Genomic DNA, 20,800 nt, shown 5'->3' with positions numbered 1-20,800 from the left:
CACCTGCAAGAGATGACCCGGGCGCACAGCGCCCGGGCATAAATAATAAAGACATACTCTTTTTAATAGGGACATGACATGGGAATGAAGATGCCTCACTGGTGGCTCTCGTGCTGCCTGATATCTGTGCCCGCTCTTTGCGCGAACCCGGCGGCAATCATCAATACCGGACAGCTTCGCGAAACGCAGGAACTCCCCTCGCTCAATGGCCGCGTCGCACCTGCGGCTGGCAAAGCCGCACCCGGTTCATTGCAGCTTGGCGATGCCGTCAACCGCGCCGTCACCTGGCACCCGGCCATCAGCGAAGCCGTGGGGAAACTCTACCAGCAGAGCGAAGAGGTGGACGTCGCTAAATCAAAATACTATCCGCAGATTAATGCCGGCGTGGACAACGGTTATTCCCACGACGGCGACCAGAACGGCTTTACGCCGTCGCTGGTGCTTTCTCTCTCACAGATGCTCTACGACTTTGGCAAAGTGGACAGCCAGGTGCGGGCCGAGAGCGCGGGCGTTGCCCAGCAGCAGGCCAACGTGCTGGTGAGTATCGACACCATCGCTCACGATACCGCCATCGCCATGGTGCAGGTGCAAACCTGGCAGCAGATGGTCGAGACCGCTAAAGAGCAGCTCGACGCCCTCTCCTCCATTGGCACGCTGACCCGCCAGCGTAACAACGAAGGGGCCACGTCGCTCTCTGACGTGGTGCAGACCGATGCCCGTATCGAAGGCGCGCGCGCCCAGCTGATGCAGTACCAGGCCAGCCTGGACAGCGCCCGCGCCACGCTGATGAGCTTTCTCGGCTGGAACAGCCTGAACGCCATCAGCAATGACTTTCCGCAAAAGCTGGGCCGGAGCTGCGACATCGCCGAGCCGGATGACCGTCTGGTTCCCGCGGTACTTGCCGCCTGGGCGCAGGCTAACGTCGCCCAGGCTAACCTCGACTACGCCGACGCGCAGATGACGCCAACCGTCTCGCTGGAGCCGGAGGTGCGTCACTACATGAACGATCGCTACGCGGGGAGCGGAACCCGGGATCGCACCCAGTATTCCGCATGGGTGAAAGTGCAGATGCCGCTCTATCAGGGCGGCGGCCTCACCGCCCGGCGTAACGCTGCCGGACACGCGGTGGAGGCGGCGCAGTCCACCGTTCAGCGCACGCGCCTTGATGTCCGCCAGAAACTGCTGGAAGCCCGCAGCCAGGTGATGAGCCTGCAAAGCACGCTGCAAATCCAGGGTCGCCAGGAAGCCCTCAGCGCCCGCACCCGCGAACTGTACCAGCAGCAGTATCTCGATCTCGGCTCGCGCCCGCTCCTCGACGTGCTCAACGCCGAGCAGGAGGTCTACCAGGCGCGCTTCACCCAGCAGCAGACCCTCGGTCAGCTGCACCAGCTGCAGCTCAACTGCCTGTATAACACCGGGCAGCTGCGTCACGCGTTCGATCTTGATAACCGCACCATCCAGACCGTGGAGATCCAGCCATGAAGCAACGCGAAATCCCGCAGGGCGAAACGATGACGGATGAGGCGCTGGCGCAGTGGGCGCAGGCCTTCGGTTTTGTCGCCACGCGCTACCGCGTGGCCTGCTCCCCCGGCGCGCTGATCGCAGGCGCGCCGTGGCTGAAAGGCAAACCGATGGTGCCCGCCCTCACCCAGCTGGCCCGCGAAGCGGGGCTGTCGTTTCAGCTCCTTACCGACGATCGGCAGGCGATCAACAGCTGGCGTCTGCCGGTGGTGGTGGCGATGAATGACGGCAGGATCGGCGTGATCGAGCATTTCGACGGGGACGATACGCTGGAGGTCAGCTTTTTCGACGATGAGACCTACACCAACCGGCTGTCGATGACGGCGATGCTGCCCGCTATCCGCCACGTCATTGCCCTGCGTCCACTCGCCGCGCTGAAGGACAGCCGCGTGGATGCCTATATCTCAAAATACCGCCCGGACTGGCTCTACCGGCTGGTGATGCGCGACCTGCGCCCCTACAGCTGGGTCATGCTGGCCGCCCTCTTTATCAACGTGCTGTCGCTCTCCGGGATCGTCTTTTCCATGCAGGTGTACGACCGGGTGATCCCCGCCCAGTCTTATCCGACGCTTTACGTCCTGACCATCGGGGTGCTGATTGCCACCCTGTTTGGCTTTGTGCTGCGCGTGGCGCGCGGGCACATTATGGATCTGCTCGGCAAGCGCTCGGACATGCGCGTTTCGGATCGCGTCTTCGGCCACGCGCTGCGGCTGCGCAACAGCGCGATCCCCCGCTCCACCGGCAGCTTTATCTCTCAGCTGCGCGAGCTGGAGCAGATCCGCGAGATGGTCACCTCGTCCACCATTTCGACCATTGTCGACCTGCCGTTCTTTCTCCTGTTCGTGGTGGTGCTGGCGATCATCGCCCCGCAGCTGGCGTGGATCGCCCCGGTCGCGGCGGTGATCATGGTCCTGCCCGGCCTGCTGCTGCAGAAGAAGCTGGCGGAGCTGGCAAAGCAGTCGGCCCATGAATCGACCCTGCGCAACGCGGTGCTGGTGGAGAGCGTGCAGGGGCTGGAGGACATCAAGCTGATGCAGGCGGAAAACCGCTTTTTGCAGCAGTGGAACAGCTATATCCAGATCACCGCAGAATCCGGCCTGCGCACCCGCGAGCTGACGCAGAACCTGATTAGCTGGGGGATGACCATTCAGAGCCTGGTCTACGCCGGGGTGATTGTGGTCGGCGCCCCGATGGTGATCGACGGCACCCTGACCACCGGTTCGGTGGTCGCCGCGTCGATGCTGGCCTCCCGCATGATCGCCCCGATGGCGACGCTGTGCGGCGTGCTGGCGCGCTGGCAGCAGGTCAAAGCGGCAAAAGAGGGGCTGGACAGCATCATGCAGCTTCCCACCGAAAATCAGCGCGAGGAGACGCCGATCCGCCAGGACGTGCTGCGCGGTCATTACCTCTTCGAGCAGGCGCAGTTCCGCTATCAGCCGGACGATCCGCGCATGGCGCTGCGCATTAACCGGCTGGAGATCAGACCGGGAGAAAAAGTGGCGATCCTCGGGCGCAACGGCGCGGGCAAATCGACCCTGCTGCAGGCCATGGCGGGCGGAATGGATCTGGCGGCCGGCGAGCTGCGGCTTGATAACTTCAGCCTGCCGCATCTCGACGTCGCCGACGTCCGGCGCAACGTCGGCTTTATGACCCAGAACGCGCGGCTGTTTTACGGCACCCTGCGCGAAAACATCACCCTCGGCATGCCGCGCGCCACCGACGAAGAGATTTTCGAGGCGCTGGAGCTGACCGGCGCGGCAGGCTTCGTGCAGAAGCTGCCCAAGGGGCTGGACTACCCGATCATGGAAAACGGCGTGGGATTATCCGGCGGGCAACGCCAGTCGATTCTGCTGGCGCGAATGCTGCTGCGCGATCCGAATATTGTGCTGATGGATGAACCCACCGCCTCGCTGGACGAGCACACCGAGCGGGAATTCATCCAGCGTCTGGGCGACTGGCTCGGGCATCGCACCCTGATTGTCGCCACGCATCGCGTACCGGTGCTGGAACTGGTGGAGCGCGTCGTGGTGTTAAAAGAGGGGATGCTGGTGATGGATGCGCCAAAAGCCCAGGCGCTGAACAACAGCCGTATGCAGCAGCAACAGCAGCAGGCAGCAACCGGACGGGAGTGGAAAAATGAAAATCAGTCAGCGTGACGTGGCGGCAATGGACGATCTGGATAACGCCCTCGACTCCGAAAGCGGCTATACCGGCGCGCGTCGGATCGTGATCTTCTCGCTGCTGATGTTTGTGGTGCTGGGCGTCTGGGCGTGGTTTGGCGTGCTGGATGAGGTATCTACCGGCTCGGGTAAAGTGATCCCCAGCTCTCGCGAGCAGGTCTTACAGTCTCTCGACGGCGGGATCCTCACCGAGCTGAACGTCCACGAGGGCGATCAGGTGCAGGCCGGGCAGGTGCTGGCGCGGCTCGATCCAACGCGTTCCGAATCGAACGTTGGTGAAAGTGCGGCGCGCTATCGGGCTTCACTGGCCTCCAGCGCCCGACTGTACGCCGAGGTGAACGATCTCCCGCTGAAGTTCCCCCCTTCGCTGGCAAAATGGCCGGATCTGATTGCTGACGAAACGCGACTCTACAACTCCCGCCGCGCGCAGCTGGAGGACACCCAGCGGGAGCTGCGCGCCGCGTTAGATCTCGCCAATAAGGAGCTGGCTATCACCCAGCGGCTGGTCAAAACCGGCGCCGCCAGCCACGTGGAGGTGCTGCGCCTGCAGCGGCAGAAAAGCGATCTGGAGCTGAAGCTCACCGACGTACGTTCGCAGTATTACGTTCAGGCGCGCGAGGCGTTATCCAAGGCCAACGCGGAGGTGGATATGGTTTCGGCCATCCTCAAGGGCCGCCAGGATTCCGTCACCCGTCTGACGGTAAAATCCCCGGTGCGCGGGATCGTGAAAAACATCAAGGTCACCACCATCGGCGGCGTGATCCCGCCCAACGGCGAGCTGATGGAGATTGTGCCGGTAGACGATCACCTGCTGATCGAAACCCGCCTGTCGCCGCGCGATATCGCCTTTATCCACCCGAACCAGGAGGCGCTGGTTAAAATCACCGCCTACGATTACGCCATTTACGGCGGCCTGCACGGGGTCGTCGAAACGATCTCTCCGGACACCATCCAGGACGAAGCCAAGCCGGAAGTGTTCTATTACCGGGTGTTTATCCGCACCAGCCAGGATTACCTGGTGAATAAGGCCGGCAGGCACTTCTCGATTGTGCCGGGGATGATTGCGACGGTGGACATTAAGACCGGAGAGAAAACGGTGCTGGATTATCTGATCAAGCCGTTTAACCGGGCGAAAGAGGCGCTGAGGGAGCGGTAGTCAATCGCCGGGTGGCGGCTCCGCCTTACCCGGCCTACATACCCGGAGGCCCTTGCAAGCGCAGCGCCGCCGGGTATTTAACCGCACGTCAGAACTGGAACCTACCTCGGAGTATTAATCTTTAGTCATGCATCCCACTTCCCTTCAGCCATCGCCAAGGTAATATTAACCGCAGACAAAAAACGCACTTGCGCACAGTGCGGGAGTGCATTACTATTCAATCAGCTTCAAGGACTGGAGCTCAGCACCATTATGATTAGTTATTTTCGGGATCAATGGCTTGAGGATTTTTTTCTTTACGGCAGATCGAGCAATGTTATTCCTGCAAATCTGGAAACAGCGCTTGCGAGAAAGCTCGATATCATCAGGGCAGCAACCTCGCACAGGGATTTGCGATCGCCACCGGGCAATATGTATGAAGCATTGAATCCTCCGCTGAAGGGATATTCCTCTATCCGGGTAAACAGGCAATACAGGCTCGTATTTCGCTGGACAGAGGGTAAAGCAGAAGATCTCTACCTCTCTCCACACAAGTACACGCAACACAAGTGAGGCATCACCTATGACACTTCAACAGGCACTCCGCAAACCCACCACGCCGGGCGACGTGTTGCAGTATGAGTATCTTGAACCGCTCAATCTGAAAATCAGCGATCTGGCGGAGATGCTCAATGTTCACCGCAACACCATCAGCGCGCTGGTCAATAACAATCGCAAGCTGACTGCCGATATGGCGATCAAACTGGCAAAAGCCTTTGATACCACGATTGAATTTTGGCTTAACTTACAGCTGAACGTCGATATCTGGGAAGCGCAATCCAACCCCAGGACGCAGGAGGAGCTAAGCCGTATAAAGACCGTTGCGGACGTCATAGCTAAGCGAAAATCTGGCCAGCCGGATGTAGCCTGATTCGGTAAACACTTCACCTATCAATATTTTTTCAGGAAGAAATCATGCGCCAACGAACCATTGTCTGCCCCATCATCCAGAATGACGGTGCCTACCTCCTGTGTAAAATGGCCGACGATCGCGGCGTGTTCCCCGGCCAGTGGGCTCTTTCCGGCGGTGGAATGGAGCCGGGCGAAACCATGGAACAGGCGTTGCGCCGTGAGATTCGCGAAGAGCTGGGCGAAGCGCTGGAGATTGTCTCGGTTACGCCATGGGCTTTTCGCGATGACATCAGGGTGAAAACCTACGCCGATGGCACCACTGAGGAGATTTACATGATCTATCTGATCTTCGACTGCATCAGCGCCAACCGGGAAGTCACGTTTAATGAAGAGTTTCAGGAGATCGCCTGGGTTAACCCGGAATCGTTAAAAGAGCTGGATCTCAACGCAGCCACGCGCATTACCTTCGCCCAAAAGGGCCTTCTTTAATCGCCCACTGCCCCGGCGTTTTACCGGTCCATGCTCTGAAAACCTCAATAAATGCGCTGACGCTGCTGTAGCCGCAGGACAGCGCAATCCACCCTACCGGCTTCCCCGCGGCCAGCCACTCCATTGCCCGCATGACGCGAGCCAGCTGCCGCCAGTTAACAAAGTTCATTCCGGTCTGGGCGCTAAACCGACGGTTGAAGGTACGCACGCTCATCCCAGCATGAATAGCATGGCTCTCGACCGTCTGGTTATCATCGACAAACTGCAGCAAATGGCTGACCACGTTCTTCAGACGCGGATCCGTCGGCACGGGCAGAGAAAAGCGAGCCTGGGGCGTCAGGGCAAGCTCATCCAGCAGCAAAGTAAGCTTTCGCGGATCGTACTCGCTCTCTGCATCGCATAAACGGGAAAACAGTGCATGGGTGAGATCGTCGGGCTCGAACAGCGCGGGCGCATCGGGAAGCATTGCGCACCCGGCGGGGTCAAGAAAGATAGCGCAGCCTTCTACCGCACTTTCGGAAAAAGCGGCGTGCTGCCGATCCGGAGGGATCCAGCCGATGTGTTTTGCCGGTACGACCGATCGCGCCTGCTGCGTCTCAATGACCAGCAGCCCCGTTGCAATACGCCACAGCTGGCCGGTGCGATGACTGTGCCAGGGCGTTCGGTACCCGCCTGGATGAAGGAGCGTTTCAACACTGACCATATCATTTTGACCGAAAATCGTTATTCTTCGGCGTATTAGAGAAACTGCGACTTCGGCTGTCAAGAATAATGGTGATTCAACCACATAAGGAGCCCGCATGAGCATTATCACGTCCCTGATATCCCACGCCGACAACGCCGCGCAGCGCGAAAAGATGGCCTGCCTGTTAACCCGCTTATTCAACGGCGATATCGATCCGGCAGAGGTATTTACGCCCGATTACCAGCAGTTTACGGACGGTCACGCGCTTGACTACCGGGGTTTTGTCCAGCATCTGAGCCACGTCAGCTCACAGATCCGCGCAATCGCCTTTACCGTGGTGGAGATAGCCTGTCATGACGAACTTCTGGCTGACCGGCATATCGTGACGGTCACGTATCCCAATGGTCGTCAGGCAGAGATCGAGGTTTACCTGTTTGCCGCGCTGCGTGAAGGGAAAATCTGGCGGATCCATGAAGTCACGCGAGCACTCAGCGGCGATGCTGCAGATCGCACGCTGGCACACGCGACAGAATAACCTTACTCCGCCGGGCGCGGTGCGGCACTGTTATACACCCCAACGTAACGCGCAAATTTCCCGAGAAACACGCCGGCAAACACGCCGCCGGAGACGATCGCCAGCGCGCTCATGGCGGGCTGCTGCATCGTCTGGGGAGAGACCGCGCTCATCACGCCCAGCACATACTTGACGCCGAACGCCAGCATCATAAACGGCAGCGCGGTGTAGTCTGCCTGGCGGTAAAGGGTGCGCGGCGCATCTGCGCGGGTGATAACCGCCTGCTTAATCAGGATATACCCCAGCGCGGCCCCGGCGAGGATCCCCGCCGTCCACAATGCGACAGTTCCGGGCGTCAGCGTGCGATAGACCACCAGATCGTAGATATCCCAGATTAGAAATATTGCCGGAATGATGGCAAGCCTCTCCAGCGTGACGGCGGCGGGCCTGCGGGCTTTAATGCCGCGAGAGATAAGGAAGATAAACAGCACCCACACCCAGGCAGGCGTGTGCGTAACGACACCGAACAGAAATTCAAACATGGAGATCTCCATGGACGATCGCGGCCCGTGCCGCCCTGAACGCGTATTGCGCATAACGGCAGGAAAGCCATTATGCGCAGGTCTTTTACAGCGATTTTTTCAGGCGTTGAACCGCTTCCTTCAGCTCTTCATCCGTTGGCGTGACAAACGACATACGCAGCGTTGAATGGTCTGGCTCATTGCAGTAGAAAAATTCGCCCGGCACAAATACTACGCCGTTACTTAACGTTTTTTCCAGCCAGCGGGTGGTATTACTACCATTTTTCATATTCGCCCACAGGAACATGCCGCCCTTCGGCTTGTGGAACGACATCACATCACCCAGCTCGGATTCCAGCTCGGTTGCGAACGTCTGGTATTTCTGGCGATAGGCTTCGCGGATCGTTTTAATCTGAGCGGGCAGACGACCGGTTTTCAGGTATTCATACGTCATCAGCTGCGACAGCGTGCTGGTGTGCAGGTCGGTGGTTTGCTTAAGGTTTACTACTGCGCGCTTCAGCCATTCCGGCACCAGCACCCAGCCCACGCGGGTTCCTGGAGCAAGAATTTTGGAGAAGGTTGAGGTATACACCACGTTCTCTTCGTTGCCGATATCTTTGGCATGGGCAATTAACGGGCGGAAAACTTCATCGGTATAATTAATTTCGCTGTACGGATCGTCTTCAATTATGACGAAGTCATAGCGCTTCGATAGTTCCACCAGCTGTTTGCGACGCGCCTCAGAAAGGGTTACCCCGCCAGGGTTGCCAAACGTCGGAACAATATAGACCGCTTTGATGGTTTTATTTGCCGCCAGCGCTTCAAGCTCGTCGACTTTCATGCCGTCGCCATCGGTGCCAACGGATTCAAAATTCGCCTGCGCCAGGCCAAATACCTGCAGCGCAGCAAGATAGGTTGGACGCTCAACCACAACGGTATCGCCCGGGTTAATTAATGCACGCGCCAGCACGTCGAGGGACTGCTGTGAACCGGAGGTCACGACCACATCATCCGCCTTGCAGCGGATCCCGCGCCCTTCACAGATGCGCTGAATTTCTTCCCGCAGCCCCGGTACGCCTTCCGTCAGGCCGTACTGGAACGCCTCGCCAAAATGCTGTGATAATACGGCATCAGCGGCAATTTTCAGCCCTTCGTGATCGAACAAGGCCGGGTTAGGAATACCCCCACCCAGCGAAATGACGCCGGCCATTTTGCTATGTTTTAACAATTCACGGATGGCAGATGATTGCAGGCCCTGCGCGCTGCTGGCGAGTTTATTCACAGACATTCTTTGCATACCTTCTTTTTTATAGTGTGCCCAATCTTAGCAGAATATGGGCGATAAATTCCGTTAGCTTAGGGAGAGGTCGTAAATCCTGACGCCACAGCAAATGCACGGGTCTCGGCGCCGGAATATACGCCTCCAGCACCCGCACCAGCCTGCCGCTTTCCAGATCTTCCGCCACCAGCACTTCCGGCTGTAGCAGCAGTCCCGCCCCGGCTCTCGCGGCCATCCGCAGCCCGTAGCCGTCGTTGCATCTTAAGACCGCGTCCCGCTTCCAGCGCACCTCGCCTTCGACGCCCGGCAGCCGCCACTCGTTGCGTGCGGTCCACACGCTGTGGGATAAGCAGAGATGATCCACCAGATCGGCAGGGGTTTGCGGCGTACCGTAGCGCGCAAGATAGTCCGGCGCGGCGCAGATCACCATCCGGTAAGGGCAGAGGTATTTCGCCACCAGATCGTCGTTGTGAATGTCGCCAATGCGAATGGCAAGATCGATACCCTCCTCCACCAGATCCACCATCCGGTTGGTGAGATCCAGCTCAATGCGCACCTCCGGGTAGCGTTGTAAAAAAGAGGCCGTAAGCGGCGCGATCGCGCTGCCGCCAAACGAGGTGGGCGCCGTCACGCGCAGGGTGCCGGACGGCGCGGCGCGCAGGCGTTCCACGGCGCTTTCGGCGATCGCGACCTGCTCCAGCACCCGCTTCGCCTCGTCGAAATAGACCCGCCCGGCGTCGGTCAGGCTCTGGCGCCGCGTGTTACGCTCCAGCAGGCGGGTGCCGAGCTGTGATTCCAGCAGCGCAACGTATTTCCCCACCATTACCGCCGACATCTCCAGCCGTGCCGCCGCGCCGGTAAAGCTGCCGCTTTCAACCACGGCAATAAAGGTCTCCATGCTGCGAAGCTTATCCATATTCCAAACTCCTGGTTAGCAATCTTCTAACTTTAGCCCAGTTTATCTCCATTTTTATTTATTAAAGAATGGGGGCTCACAACATAAGGAGTCAGCTATGAAAATCGTCATTATTGGTGCCAGCGGTACGGTCGGTCGTGCGGTAACGGAAGAGCTGAGTCGTCGCCACGAGGTCATCCGCGTCGGCCGCACGCAGGGCGACGAGCAGGTGGATATCACCTCGCAGGCGAGCGTCCAGGCGCTGTTTGAGAAAATCGGCCCGGTGGATGCGATTGTCTCCGCCAGCGGTGGCCTTTACTTTGGCCCACTCGCGACCATGAAGGACAGCGACTTCAACCAGGGCCTGCAGGACAAGCTGCTCGGGCAGGTGCGCCTGGCGTTGACCGGCCAGCATTATCTGAACGAGGGCGGCTCGATTACGCTGATAAGCGGCATCGTGGCGCACGAGCCGATTGCCCAGGGCGTGAATGCCACTACGGTGAATGCGGCGCTGGAAGGGTTTGTCCGCGCCGCAGCCTGCGAGCTGCCGCGCGGGATCCGCATCAACCTGATTAGCCCGACGGTACTCACCGAATCCGTCGAAACGTACGACGGCTTCTTCCCGGGCTTTGAGAGCGTTCCCGCCGTGACCGTGGCGCAGGCCTATCGCCGCAGCGTGGAAGGCGTGCAGAGCGGGCGGGTGTATAGGGTGGGTTACTGAGCCTTACGGGCGGCGATCAGCACCAGCATCGGGCGCTCTGCCTCTTCGGCCAGCGCGGGCCAGGCGTCAATCTGCGCCTGCGCTGGCCCCCACTCGTTGACGTCGCTTATCGTTAATCCGGCCCCGATCAGCGCGTTAAGCGTGGTGCCGAGCGTGCGGTGGTATTTAACCACCCCGTCCGCCAGCCAGTTGCTGACGCGTTTGCCTTCATCCTGATAATGGTTCACGCCCCAGAACCGCTCGCCGTTATCGTCGGTCAGCCATCCCTGACGGGTGGCGCAGGTGTAGATCGGGTGCTCCATTGAGAACACCAGGCTGCCGCCGGGCTTGAGCGCGCGCTGAACCCTGGCGAATAACGTATCCAGTTCCGGCAGGTAGTGCAGCGCCAGCGAGCTGTAGACCAGATCAAGGCTATTCTCGTTAAGCTTAAGAGATTCCAGATCGCTACGCTGATAGTGAATCTGTGGGTCAGCGGTAAGCTCCGCCGCGCGGGCGAGCATCTTTTCTGAGATATCGACCCCCGTGATGTCAGCAGCGCCCAGCTCGCGGGCCGCGCGGCAGAACCAGCCGTAGCCGCAGCCGAGATCGACAACCGATTTGCCGGTTAAATCCGGCAGCATACTTTTTAGCGCGGGCCACTCCGGCGCGCCGTCCAGACCCTGCACCGAGCGTGGAAGCCGGGCGTAGCCTTCAAAAAACGCCGGATTGTCGTAGATATTTTGTGCCATGGCAGATTCCTCTTTGAGAATGTGCCTGCCAGTATACGGCATTGCCTGCGGCCTGATGCCTTCATCCCCTCTCCCACAGGGAGAGGGAGAAATGCACGTCAACCCAGCGAGCCCCAGACAAGGTTACCCTTATGGAACGTCGCGGTGCGCGGTGAAATGCGCGCCACGGCCTCGGCGGAGCAGGAGGCATCCACCAGCACAAAGCTGGCGTCGTCCTGCGCTTTTGGCCACACGCGCTCGCCTTTGTCATTCAGCGGCAGCACGTCGCCGGTGGCAATACCGAGCGCGCGGGAGAGCGTCTGCTCGTTCGGGCGGATGTAGAGCTGAGCGTAAAGATTCGCTTTCTCCAGCATGTCCCCCAGACCGTACGGCGACCAGTGGTCGATGACGCTGTCGGTCCCCGTCATCACGAACACGCCCTTCTCACGCAGCTGCTTCAGCGGCATATGCAGGGTGCCAATCGGCACGGTGGAGGCTATGGTCACCCGCTGCGCCGCCATGCGGGTGGCGATCTCATCCACCTGCTGCTCGTTGAGCGTCGCCAGCGCGAAGGCGTGGCTGATGGTCAGCTTGCCCTTCAGCTCCGGCGTTTTCTCCACGGTTTCGACCATATAGTTCACCGCCGCCACGCCCGCCGGGCTGGTTTCGTGCAGGTGGATATCCACCCCTTTGTCGTAGTCCAGCGCAATCTGGAACATGGTGTCGAGGGATTTCTCCATCGCGCCGTCGACGTTGGTAGGATCCAGCCCGCCCACGTAGTGCGCCCCGGCCTGCATCGCCTCGCGCATCAGTTTTTCTGAGTTTGACAGCAGCAGCCCGTGCTGCGGAAAAGCGACGATTTCGCAGTCAAAGCCGGGCTTACGGCGCGATAAAACCGCCTGCAGGTTTTCCAGATTCTTCAGGCCGGAGGTCGGCTCGATATTGCAGTGGCTGCGGGCGATGGTGGAGCCTTTCGACTGGATCAGATCGATCAGCTTTTCCGCGCGCTCCTGGGTGTAGGGCTGTAGCTCCGGCAGCAGCTTCTGCTCAAGGCGGATCATGTCCTGAATCGTCGTGCCCGCGGGGCGGTTCAGGGAGCGCCACGGACCGCCGTAAAAGGTTTTATCCAGGTGAATGTGCATGTCACGCATCGCCGGGAGCATCAGCTTGCCGCCTGCGTCATAGTGCGGCAGCGTGGCGTCGGCGTGGCGCTTGTTATCGCGCAGGGCGACGATCTTCCCGTCGTTAATCTCCAGCGTTTTCAGCTCGGTGCGGGTGCTCGTCGCCACGCCGCCGTCGACGTTGAACCCGGCCTCCAGCAGCACGTTGTCCAGATAGTAATATTTCGCGGTGATGCTCATCGGTTTGCCCGTCTCGCAGGTTGGCTTCGCGGAGTCAGCAGCATACGCGACGGATCCGGTGGCGCCAAACAGCGCGCAGGCGGTGACCATTTTGCCGCTCTGGCTGATAAATTCGCGGCGGCTTTTGTTTTCACTCATCTTATCTTCCTTCATTAACAATATGGGTGCCGGTTTCCCCGCGCAGCGCCGCGGGCAGGCAGTCCGGCGAGGTGATAATCACGCGCCTGCCGCCGTGGTGTAAAAATTCCAGCGAGGCGACGATTTTGGGCAGCATGCTGCCCGCCGGGAAGTGGCCCTCTTCCCTGTAGCGCGTCATCTGCGCCACGCTGACGGTGTCCAGCGCCTGCTGGTTCGGCTTGCCGAAGTTGATGCACACCTTCTCCACGCCGGTGGTGATCGCCAGCACGTCGGCACCGATCTCCCGCGCCAGCAGCGCGGTAGAGAGATCTTTATCAATCACCGCATCGACGCTCTGGTAGTCGCCCTGCTCGCTGCGAATCACGGGTATTCCGCCGCCGCCCGCGCCGATCACCACAAAGCCTTTTTGCGTCAGCGTTTTGATGGCGTCGGCCTCAACGATGCGCAGCGGCTGCGGTGAAGCCACCACGCGACGGTAGCCACGGCCTGAATCCTCGACAAAATGCCAGTCCGGGTGTGCCTGCTGCAGCTCGTCGCGCTGCGCCTCGGTGAAGAACGCACCGATAGGTTTGGTAGGGTGAGTAAAGCCCGGATCGTTTTTATCCACCTCCACCTGCGTGACGACCGTGACCGCTTTTTGCTCCCCGCGCGCGGCCAGGCGATTGTTGAGCGCCTGCTGGATCAGGTAGCCAATCCCGCCTTGGGTGTCCGCCACGCAGTTTGCCAGCGGGGTTAGCGGCAGCCCTTCCCGCTCGTGGGCGATTTCGGCGCGGCGCAGATCCAGCCCCACCTGGGGGCCGTTGCCGTGGGTGAGCACGATGTCATAGTCGGATGCCAGCATTTCCAGCACCGACTCTGCCACCGCTTTCACCGCCTGCGCCTGGTGTTCAATCGACTGGCTGGCGTTGTCTTTGATAATGCTGTTGCCGCCGATGGCGACGACCATAAGCTCTTTCATTTTGTGTCCTTTAGAAGGTGCGTTCTGGTGCCCTCACCCCGGCCCTCTCCCACAGGGAGAGGGGGAGTAACAGAGATATCCAGCACATGCTTCACCACAAACATGCCGCCCATCATCAGATACGCGGTGACGAACATCAGCGAACTGCCCTCGGCAAAGCCCACCACCGGGGCATGGATCACGCCAAACAGCGCCAGCAGCGCCCCGACGGCGGCCGCAACGGCTCCGCGCAGCGGCTTGTTGATGATGGCGAAAATGGCGATACAGCCCCACAGCATGCTGGCGAGCGGCGCGCCGTTGCCGAGATGCACCAGGCCTTCGTAGTAAATTCCTTTGCTGTGCAGCACGTCGGTGCCGATCTTCGCCGCGCTGGTGCCCGCCGCCCCCATCACGCTGTTCATCATCGTCAGCGCCCAGTTGGCGATCCACGGGAACAGGCAGATGAAGATCACCGGCACCTCCACTTTGGGCGTTTCCCTCACCACCTGGTTGGCGGTGACGACGCCGATAAACACCAGAATCGGCACGATGGCGGTCATCGGAATGATGGCGAGCATAAACGCCCCCAGCCCGAACAGCGGCACGATGAACATGGTCACGCCGGAGGCCAGCGTATAGCCGATGCTCGCGCCCATCGCTTTCCAGCCAGGATGGCCGACGTAGACCGTCACCGGGAACGGGTTCCCCATCAGGCAGCCGAGCATCGACGCCAGACCGTTCGCCAGCATCACCTTACGCGTCGGGTACGCATCTCCCGCCGCGTGGGCGCTTTCGATGTTCTCCAGGTCAAAGATGTAGTTCGCCAGCCCCAGCGGCACGGCAGAGGCCAGATACGGCAGCGCGTGCGGCAGGCCCTGCATGAAGCTGTTCACGTGCACTTCCGGCGGGTTAAAGCCGAAGGATGACATGGACGCTTTAATCGCTTCCGGGCTTTGCAGGCCGGAGATCCACGCCAGTGCCGTACCGGCAATCAACAGCAGCAGACCGGTCGGGATACGGGCGAAAATCGGCTTTTTACCGAACCAGTTGATGAAGATCAGCAGCAGCACGATGAACGACACGGTCGGCGCTTCGAACGCCTGCAGCATCGGGTTCATCGCCAGCAGCAGCAGGCCCAAACCGGAGAGGCACGACAGCAGCACGGTGCGCGGGATCATCTTGCGGATGGTTTCACCGAGGAACGAACCGCCCGCGAGGATCATCGCCTCCACGAAGCACCACACCAGGCCAATCTGGATCGCGAAGTCCGCATCGCCGGTCTGCTGATAAACCGGCATCAGCACCAGGAAAGTCACGGTAAAAATCGACGGCGCGCTCGGGCCGGACGGCAGCGCGGTCACATCCGTACGCCCGGTGGCGCGCGCCATCTGCATGCCGAACCAGGCGTAGCAAATACTCGCGACCAGCACCGCCAGCCCGAAGGCCGGCGCGATGCGTCCATAAACAATCTCCTTCGGGATGCCGACGACAAAAATGAGCAGCCCCATCATGGTCAGCAAATTGGTCAGGTTATTGGTCATCAACCCGAAATACGCCGCCCAGTCACCTCTTTTCCACTCCAGCTTCATGTTTTTCATGGATGCATGCCTTATAAAAAGTAGCGATCGCGGAAGGTCAACAGCGCCTTTTCAAAACAGCTAAACGGCGGGTGAACGATGCCCGCTCCAATCATGCCGATGCCCGCGTCTTTATGGGCAATGGCGGTGTTAATCACCGGCAGAATGCCGCTGCCCGCGACTTTGGTGATGTCGATAGCGGTCGGAATGCCCATAAACGAGAGCAGCGGAATGGTGACGTTCGGGTTTTCGCCGAGGGTGATTTCGCGCATCTGACGGGAGAAGTCGATGGCTTCCTCCACCGTGCCGCCCACCAGCGCAACGATTGCCGGGGCCGTCGCCATCGCAAAGCCGCCAATGCCGTAGGTTTCGGTGATGGCGCTGTCGCCGATGTCCAGCCCGGAGTCTTCCGGCTTATAGCCCGCAAACATCGGGCCAATTACCTGCTGCGCCGGGCCGGTGAACCACTGCCCCGGCAGGCCGGAAACGCGCAGGCCGAACTCATAGCCGTTACGCGCCATGGTGGTGACGACGGTGCTGTACTCAATGCCGTGAGCGGCGTCCAGCGCGGCCTTACACATCGCCATCCACGTCGGGCCGGAGAAGTAGTCGCTGCTGGCGACAAACTCGAACACCTCGCGCTGCTGCTCCACCGGATAGCCCGCCTGAATCAGCCCCGGCGTCAGCGCCTGGATCAGCAGCGTGGTGCCCGCGTTGTTGCGGTTGTGGCACTCGTCGCCCATGTGCAGCGCCTGGGCCAGCATCAGGCGCAGGTCGATTTCGCCGACGATCTTCATCGCCTCGCGCAGCATCGGGCCAAGCACGTCGCGCATCCAGTTCAGACGGTCGATCACGCTCTGGTCGTTGGCCCCCATGCGCAGGATCTTCGCCATCTGCTCGCTGAGGTTGGTGAACGCGCGGTTGCCGTAGGTTTTGTTCTCCACGATGTGCATAAACATCGACGCGGAGGTGACGCCCGCCATCGAGCCCACGCAGTCGTGCTCGTGGCACGGCGAGAAGGTAATTTCTCCCGAGGCGGCGAGCCTTGCCGCGTCGTCCAGATCTTTCGCCAGCCCTTCAAACACCAGCGCCCCGGTGACCGCGCCCTTCATCGCTCCGCACATGTTCTCCCAGGCGACAGGCGGACCGGCGTGCAGAATGGTGGTGCGGGTCATGCCCGGCACAACGTTAATGGCCTGGTCATAGCCCACCAGCACCGGATGAGACTGAATAATGCGCTCAAGGGCGATGCGGTTAGCGGCGGCGATTTTCTCCGCCAGCGGTTTTTCCGCCAGTTGGTCGAGCGCTTCAACGACCTGCATATTGCCCCGTCCCGGCGGCGTCCAGTCGAGCTGGGTCACGGGAACGTGCTGTTTTTTAAGATCGTCGCTGAACATCGCAATGCCGACGTTAATCACGTTCAGCGGCTGGTTGAATAAGGTCGTCATTATGCTTTCTCCCCTTTGCAGACAAATTCGCGTGCCAGTAATCCGGTGTTGGTGCTGCTGCTGGCCCAGATGACGCCTGCGTCGGTCAGCAGCTGGCACTGCTGCGCCAGCGACTGCGGATCCTGGTCGGTGCCGAGCACGTAGCCGAGGATTTCCAGCGGACGGTTATCGGCCTTCGCGATGGCCTGCGCCTCTTTAATGGCGTCGATCATTACGCCGACCGGATCCTCGTGCGCGCCGAAGCCCAGCACGAAGTCCATCACAATTACCCCGACTTCCGGGTCGCGGGCTTCCTGCAGCAGGCGGCTGATGCGATTGGTCGGGTCGATCATCGGGTGCGGCTTGCCGTTGGTGAAATCGTCGTCGCCAAAGTCGAGGAAGGTATGGGCTTTACTGACGCTTATGTCGCTCAGGCGCTTAGCCGGATCCGGCTGGATGTTGCTGTAGACGTCGTCGAATTTCGCAAGCGCCGCGAACATCGCCTCGTCGCACAGGGTGCCGCCGCAGAACAGGCCGCGAATGTACTTCTGCTGCGGGGTCAGGCGGGCGCGCACCTCTTCAATCAAAGGCCAGTTGAGCGGATGCAGATCGAGGGACTCTTTATTGATGCCGGTGAGCAGGACCGCCTTCAGGGCCGCCTCTTTGGTGCCGCGCGCAAACTGCAGGCCGTCTTCATCGGCGGGCGGTTCGCTGCGGCCGAGGAAGCAAACAACCACCGGCTTGCGGCAGGCGCGCGCGCGGGCCAGCACTTTTTCCGCTACGGCTGGCGCTGGCGGCTTGGAGATCAGCGCGATAACCAGGGTGTCCTCGTCGGCTTCCAGCATGTCGATGGCGTCGAGCATCATCAGGCCGCCAATTTTCTCGCTGAGATCGCGCCCGCCGGTACCAATCAGCTGCGACACGCCGCCGCCGAATTCGTGAATGCGCACGCTCAGCTCCTGGCTGCCGGTGCCGGAGGCGCCGACGATGCCAATCGGTCCGCGGCGCACCGCGTTGGCGAAGCACAATCCCGCGCCGTTGATGATGGCGGTGCCGCAGTCCGGCCCCATCATCAGCAGCCCTTTCTTATGCGCCAGCTGCTTCAGCGCCAGCTCGTCGTCGAGCGACACGTTATCGGAAAACAGCATCACGTTGAGATCGTTTTCCAGCGCCTGGCGCGCTTCGCGGGCGGCGAAGGTACCGTTGACGGAAATCACCGCGAGGTTGCTCTCCGGGCGATGGGTTTTGGCGCTGGCAATCGTAGCGTAGCGCGCTTCATGGGGGCCGCCGCTCTCTTTACGCGTGAACAGCGCTTCGATGGCCGCCAGGGTTTCATCATTCGCCGCGTCGCCTTTAATTACGATCATCAGGTCGCCGTTTTTGGCTTCCGCTAATTCCGGCGTTAATAGCCCGAGGTTTTTTAATACGCCTTTGTTCATTTCCGTCGCCATCGCGACAAACGCCTGCTCGACGCCCGGTAATTTATTGGCTTTGGTGGAAACGGACATTAATGAGACGGAGTCAAAATATGTGTTCTTTTTTATGACGATTTTTGTGGGCATTATTTTCTCCTGAACGCGGATAAAAGGGGGCCGCCGTCGTGCAAAATGCACGTCGGTAAAAATGCTTTTTAAATTAACGGCCAGCCGGACGCGGCTGACCGAATGCGTTATGCGCCCGCCGCCAGCAGCAGGTCAGCTATTGCATCGAAGCCTTTGTCCCGCGCCAGCTCGAGCGGGGTTTTGCCGTATTTATCGGTCATGTGCGGGTTCGCGCCGTGATCCAGCAGCAGCTTGACGATCTCCTGCTGCTTCGCACCGCCGTCGTTAAGCACGATCGCTTCCAGCAGCGGCGTCCAGCCGACAAAGTTGGTGTGGTTGACGTTGATATCCGTTTTCTCCAGCAGCTCGCGCACGATCTCCACGTGCCCTTTTTCGCTGGCAGGGGTAATGCCCACGCCGCCAAAGCGCGTCAGGCGGTCGAGATCGGGATTTGCAGGAAGGACAAGGCGCAGCAGGGTGATATCGTTGGTCAGGCAGCTAATCAGGAAAGGGTTAAAGCAGGTCTGATCCTGTTTATCAATATCCGCCCCGGCGGCAATTAATAACGCCACGCAGTCATAATGTTTTTTCAGGCTGGAAATAATAACGGCGGTTCTTTTCTGTCGATTGGTGGCGTTAATATCCACGCCTTTCTCCAGACAGGCTTTTAGCGCATCGCTATTGCCCTCTTCTGCCGCCAGCAGAAATTCAGTAACGAGTTCGTTCGCAGACATATTCAGACTCCCGATGTTTTTATTTCTGTTGACCTGAGAATAGCAACAGCCTGGTGATAAAAGAATCCGCTTAAAAATGATTCATCGACAGTCAATTCATTGTTGAGGTAAATTCAATAAACTGGTCAAAACGTGCGTCTGTGCAACCTTTTTCTTATGTTTCTCCGCTTTTTAGCGCTTCTGGCTGCATTATGCTTATGCCTGAGGAAGCCTTACTGCGTGCGGCTTTCGACAAAGAGTCAGAACTGTGATCGGCTTCAAATGCGTTGTAACGACGCTGTTAAAATATGTTCAAAACTGATGGCTGAAGGGAGTGAGATATGAATTCCATCTTTACCGAGGAAAACCTGCTGGCCTTTACTACCGCCGCACGCTTCGGCAGCTTCAGCAAAGCCGCCGCCGAACTGGGCGTGACGACATCTGCCATCAGCTACACCATTAAGCGCATGGAGACCGGGCTGGACGTGGTGCTGTTCGTCCGCAGCACGCGCAGCATCGAGCTGACCGAGTCCGGGTTTTACTTTTACCGTAAGGCCACCGACCTGCTGAACGACTTTCACGCCATCAAGCGCGGGATTGATACCATTTCTCAGGGCATTGAGGCGCGGGTGCGCATCTGTATCAACCAGCTTTTGTATACCCCACGCCACACGGCGCGGCTGCTGCAGGTGCTGAAAAAGCAGTTTCCCACCTGTCAGATCACCGTGACCACCGAGGTCTACAACGGCGTCTGGGACTCCATCATCAACAACCAGGCCAACATCGCGATTGGCGCGCCGGACACGCTGCTGGACGGCGGCGGGATTGATTACACAGAGATCGGCGCCATTCGCTGGGTGTTTGCCATCGCGCCGGAACACCCGCTGGCGTTCACCCCGGAGCCAATAGCGGAAAGCCAGCTGCGCCTGTATCCCAACATCATGGTGGAAGATACCGCGCACACCATTAACAAAAAGGTTGGCTGGCTGCTGCACGGGCAGGAGGCGATTCTGGTCCCGGACTTTAACACCAAATGTCAGTGTCAGATCCTGGGCGAAGGGATTGGCTTTTTGCCGGAATACATGGTCCGCGAGGCGGTAGACACGGGGCTGCTGGTCACCCGACGGATTAACAACCCGCGTCAGGACTCGCGCATGCTGCTCGCCACGCAGCATGCCGCAACCGGCCAGGTCACGCGGTGGATCAAGCAGCAGTTTGGTCCGGCGGGGGTACTGACCGATATCTATAGCGATTTACTGTGGCGCGCCTAGCTTTTGCTCTGTACCCAAAACGCGTGAATGAGGCCGGGGAAGTAGCCCAGCAGCGTCAGAAGAATGTTGATAATAAACGCCCAGCCAAACCCTTTACCCAACAGCACGCCCAGCGGCGGTATGAGGATCGTAAAAACAATACGCCAAAATCCCATATAAACACTCCGTTCAATCTAATCCATTGAAAATAATAAAGAGAACGTTGTAAGCATAGCCAGTTTATTCGTCTGTACCAGTTCCGGGCCTCGCGTTTACCCTCTTTTACGCTTTTGACGC

Annotated in this window: 21 protein-coding genes; 9 read left to right on the top strand and 12 right to left on the bottom strand. The window is 59.6% G+C overall.

Annotated elements, in window-relative coordinates:
- Nucleotides 1-78 precede the first annotated feature (78 nt).
- The 6 genes from HCH49_RS17215 (at nt 79) to nudI (ending at nt 6,237) form a co-directional block, all read left to right on the top strand.
- Complete coding sequence (locus HCH49_RS17215; RefSeq protein WP_221703056.1) at nt 79-1,482, top strand: TolC family outer membrane protein; 1,404 nt, start codon at nt 79-81, stop codon at nt 1,480-1,482.
- On the top strand, nt 1,479-3,677 hold the full coding sequence (locus tag HCH49_RS17210) for a type I secretion system permease/ATPase (RefSeq protein WP_210867613.1): 2,199 nt from the start codon (nt 1,479-1,481) through the stop codon (nt 3,675-3,677). Before HCH49_RS17215 ends, HCH49_RS17210 begins: the two co-directional genes overlap by 4 nt.
- A gap of 10 nt (nt 3,678-3,687) precedes the next feature.
- Nucleotides 3,688-4,857: an HlyD family efflux transporter periplasmic adaptor subunit gene (locus tag HCH49_RS17205; RefSeq protein ID WP_086374946.1), complete on the top strand. Its 1,170-nt coding sequence runs from the start codon at nt 3,688-3,690 to the stop codon at nt 4,855-4,857.
- 252 nt (nt 4,858-5,109) lie between these two features.
- A complete protein-coding gene (locus HCH49_RS17200) occupies nt 5,110-5,409 on the top strand; it encodes a type II toxin-antitoxin system RelE/ParE family toxin (protein WP_033146338.1) in 300 nt (99 codons plus the stop codon).
- Nucleotides 5,410-5,419: 10 nt separating this feature from the next.
- On the top strand, nt 5,420-5,767 hold the full coding sequence (locus tag HCH49_RS17195; protein WP_109844720.1) for a HigA family addiction module antitoxin: 348 nt from the start codon (nt 5,420-5,422) through the stop codon (nt 5,765-5,767).
- Between the two features lie 44 nt (nt 5,768-5,811).
- On the top strand, nt 5,812-6,237 hold the full coding sequence (gene nudI / locus HCH49_RS17190) for a nucleoside triphosphatase NudI (RefSeq protein WP_033146340.1): 426 nt from the start codon (nt 5,812-5,814) through the stop codon (nt 6,235-6,237).
- On the opposite strand, the gene HCH49_RS17185 is transcribed toward nudI, so the two are convergent.
- Nucleotides 6,209-6,940, bottom strand: coding sequence for an AraC family transcriptional regulator (locus HCH49_RS17185; protein ID WP_033146341.1), 732 nt, complete (start codon nt 6,938-6,940; stop codon nt 6,209-6,211). The genes nudI and HCH49_RS17185 overlap by 29 nt on opposite strands.
- A 97-nt stretch (nt 6,941-7,037) precedes the next feature.
- Between HCH49_RS17185 and HCH49_RS17180 the strand changes: the two genes are divergently transcribed.
- A complete protein-coding gene (locus tag HCH49_RS17180; protein WP_221703055.1) occupies nt 7,038-7,457 on the top strand; it encodes a nuclear transport factor 2 family protein in 420 nt (139 codons plus the stop codon).
- A gap of 2 nt (nt 7,458-7,459) precedes the next feature.
- On the opposite strand, the gene HCH49_RS17175 is transcribed toward HCH49_RS17180, so the two are convergent.
- The 3 genes from HCH49_RS17175 to HCH49_RS17165 form a co-directional block, all read right to left on the bottom strand.
- Nucleotides 7,460-7,978, bottom strand: coding sequence for a DUF6622 family protein (locus HCH49_RS17175; protein WP_221703054.1), 519 nt, complete (start codon nt 7,976-7,978; stop codon nt 7,460-7,462).
- An 85-nt stretch (nt 7,979-8,063) separates the two neighbouring features.
- A complete protein-coding gene (locus HCH49_RS17170) occupies nt 8,064-9,245 on the bottom strand; it encodes a PLP-dependent aminotransferase family protein (RefSeq protein WP_213730190.1) in 1,182 nt (393 codons plus the stop codon).
- A 19-nt stretch (nt 9,246-9,264) separates the two neighbouring features.
- Nucleotides 9,265-10,152, bottom strand: coding sequence for a LysR family transcriptional regulator (locus HCH49_RS17165; protein ID WP_033146345.1), 888 nt, complete (start codon nt 10,150-10,152; stop codon nt 9,265-9,267).
- A gap of 97 nt (nt 10,153-10,249) precedes the next feature.
- On the opposite strand from HCH49_RS17165, the gene HCH49_RS17160 reads away from it, so the two are divergent.
- On the top strand, nt 10,250-10,852 hold the full coding sequence (locus HCH49_RS17160) for a short chain dehydrogenase (RefSeq protein ID WP_048979787.1): 603 nt from the start codon (nt 10,250-10,252) through the stop codon (nt 10,850-10,852).
- On the opposite strand, the gene HCH49_RS17155 is transcribed toward HCH49_RS17160, so the two are convergent.
- The 7 genes from HCH49_RS17155 to HCH49_RS17125 all read right to left on the bottom strand — a co-directional run bounded on the left by HCH49_RS17155 (nt 10,846) and on the right by HCH49_RS17125 (nt 19,274).
- The gene (locus HCH49_RS17155; protein WP_221703053.1) at nt 10,846-11,580 is read right to left on the bottom strand and encodes a bifunctional 2-polyprenyl-6-hydroxyphenol methylase/3-demethylubiquinol 3-O-methyltransferase UbiG; all 735 of its coding nucleotides are present in this window, start codon (nt 11,578-11,580) and stop codon (nt 10,846-10,848) included. The two genes, HCH49_RS17160 and HCH49_RS17155, sit on opposite strands and share 7 nt — an antisense overlap.
- A gap of 98 nt (nt 11,581-11,678) precedes the next feature.
- The gene (locus tag HCH49_RS17150; RefSeq protein WP_221703052.1) at nt 11,679-13,058 is read right to left on the bottom strand and encodes an amidohydrolase family protein; all 1,380 of its coding nucleotides are present in this window, start codon (nt 13,056-13,058) and stop codon (nt 11,679-11,681) included.
- A 1-nt stretch (nt 13,059) separates the two neighbouring features.
- Nucleotides 13,060-14,016, bottom strand: a complete 957-nt coding sequence (locus HCH49_RS17145; protein ID WP_087823307.1) for a carbamate kinase family protein — start codon at nt 14,014-14,016, stop codon at nt 13,060-13,062.
- A complete protein-coding gene (locus HCH49_RS17140) occupies nt 14,013-15,593 on the bottom strand; it encodes a hypothetical protein (RefSeq protein WP_033146349.1) in 1,581 nt (526 codons plus the stop codon). The genes HCH49_RS17145 and HCH49_RS17140 overlap by 4 nt, the downstream gene beginning before the upstream one ends.
- Nucleotides 15,594-15,604: 11 nt before the next feature.
- Complete coding sequence (locus tag HCH49_RS17135; protein ID WP_183269168.1) at nt 15,605-17,020, bottom strand: DUF1116 domain-containing protein; 1,416 nt, start codon at nt 17,018-17,020, stop codon at nt 15,605-15,607.
- Nucleotides 17,020-18,561 carry an acyl-CoA synthetase FdrA gene (fdrA, locus tag HCH49_RS17130; protein WP_221703051.1) on the bottom strand — a complete coding sequence of 514 codons (1,542 nt, stop codon included), beginning with the start codon at nt 18,559-18,561 and terminating at the stop codon, nt 17,020-17,022. The genes HCH49_RS17135 and fdrA overlap by 1 nt, the downstream gene beginning before the upstream one ends.
- Nucleotides 18,562-18,668: 107 nt before the next feature.
- On the bottom strand, nt 18,669-19,274 hold the full coding sequence (locus tag HCH49_RS17125) for an ankyrin repeat domain-containing protein (RefSeq protein ID WP_033146352.1): 606 nt from the start codon (nt 19,272-19,274) through the stop codon (nt 18,669-18,671).
- Between the two features lie 320 nt (nt 19,275-19,594).
- Between HCH49_RS17125 and HCH49_RS17120 the strand changes: the two genes are divergently transcribed.
- The gene (locus tag HCH49_RS17120) at nt 19,595-20,524 is read left to right on the top strand and encodes a LysR substrate-binding domain-containing protein (protein WP_045888794.1); all 930 of its coding nucleotides are present in this window, start codon (nt 19,595-19,597) and stop codon (nt 20,522-20,524) included.
- Here the strand turns inward: HCH49_RS17120 and HCH49_RS17115 are convergent.
- A complete protein-coding gene (locus HCH49_RS17115; RefSeq protein WP_023308917.1) occupies nt 20,521-20,679 on the bottom strand; it encodes a YqaE/Pmp3 family membrane protein in 159 nt (52 codons plus the stop codon). The genes HCH49_RS17120 and HCH49_RS17115 overlap by 4 nt on opposite strands.
- Between the last annotated feature and the right edge of the window lie 121 nt (nt 20,680-20,800).

The organism is Enterobacter sp. Y17 (assembly GCF_019730495.1).
In the GTDB taxonomy this organism is placed as follows: Bacteria; Pseudomonadota; Gammaproteobacteria; order Enterobacterales; family Enterobacteriaceae; genus Enterobacter; species Enterobacter asburiae_B.
Note: the sequence above shows the minus strand (reverse complement) of the source record. Positions and strands in the feature narration are given on the sequence as shown.

Coding starts and splice junctions, on each gene's coding strand:
- HCH49_RS17125 (WP_033146352.1), bottom strand. CDS start 19,274: ATGTCTGCGAACGAACTCGTTACTGAATTTCTGCTGGCGGCAGAAGAG.
- HCH49_RS17160 (WP_048979787.1), top strand. CDS start 10,250: ATGAAAATCGTCATTATTGGTGCCAGCGGTACGGTCGGTCGTGCGGTA.
- nudI (WP_033146340.1), top strand. CDS start 5,812: ATGCGCCAACGAACCATTGTCTGCCCCATCATCCAGAATGACGGTGCC.
- HCH49_RS17115 (WP_023308917.1), bottom strand. CDS start 20,679: ATGGGATTTTGGCGTATTGTTTTTACGATCCTCATACCGCCGCTGGGC.
- HCH49_RS17185 (WP_033146341.1), bottom strand. CDS start 6,940: ATGGTCAGTGTTGAAACGCTCCTTCATCCAGGCGGGTACCGAACGCCC.
- HCH49_RS17165 (WP_033146345.1), bottom strand. CDS start 10,152: ATGGATAAGCTTCGCAGCATGGAGACCTTTATTGCCGTGGTTGAAAGC.
- HCH49_RS17205 (WP_086374946.1), top strand. CDS start 3,688: ATGGACGATCTGGATAACGCCCTCGACTCCGAAAGCGGCTATACCGGC.
- HCH49_RS17150 (WP_221703052.1), bottom strand. CDS start 13,058: ATGAGTGAAAACAAAAGCCGCCGCGAATTTATCAGCCAGAGCGGCAAA.
- HCH49_RS17175 (WP_221703054.1), bottom strand. CDS start 7,978: ATGTTTGAATTTCTGTTCGGTGTCGTTACGCACACGCCTGCCTGGGTG.
- HCH49_RS17120 (WP_045888794.1), top strand. CDS start 19,595: ATGAATTCCATCTTTACCGAGGAAAACCTGCTGGCCTTTACTACCGCC.
- HCH49_RS17180 (WP_221703055.1), top strand. CDS start 7,038: ATGAGCATTATCACGTCCCTGATATCCCACGCCGACAACGCCGCGCAG.
- HCH49_RS17155 (WP_221703053.1), bottom strand. CDS start 11,580: ATGGCACAAAATATCTACGACAATCCGGCGTTTTTTGAAGGCTACGCC.
- HCH49_RS17200 (WP_033146338.1), top strand. CDS start 5,110: ATGATTAGTTATTTTCGGGATCAATGGCTTGAGGATTTTTTTCTTTAC.
- HCH49_RS17145 (WP_087823307.1), bottom strand. CDS start 14,016: ATGAAAGAGCTTATGGTCGTCGCCATCGGCGGCAACAGCATTATCAAA.
- HCH49_RS17195 (WP_109844720.1), top strand. CDS start 5,420: ATGACACTTCAACAGGCACTCCGCAAACCCACCACGCCGGGCGACGTG.
- HCH49_RS17135 (WP_183269168.1), bottom strand. CDS start 17,020: ATGACGACCTTATTCAACCAGCCGCTGAACGTGATTAACGTCGGCATT.
- fdrA (WP_221703051.1), bottom strand. CDS start 18,561: ATGCCCACAAAAATCGTCATAAAAAAGAACACATATTTTGACTCCGTC.
- HCH49_RS17215 (WP_221703056.1), top strand. CDS start 79: ATGGGAATGAAGATGCCTCACTGGTGGCTCTCGTGCTGCCTGATATCT.
- HCH49_RS17170 (WP_213730190.1), bottom strand. CDS start 9,245: ATGTCTGTGAATAAACTCGCCAGCAGCGCGCAGGGCCTGCAATCATCT.
- HCH49_RS17140 (WP_033146349.1), bottom strand. CDS start 15,593: ATGAAAAACATGAAGCTGGAGTGGAAAAGAGGTGACTGGGCGGCGTAT.
- HCH49_RS17210 (WP_210867613.1), top strand. CDS start 1,479: ATGAAGCAACGCGAAATCCCGCAGGGCGAAACGATGACGGATGAGGCG.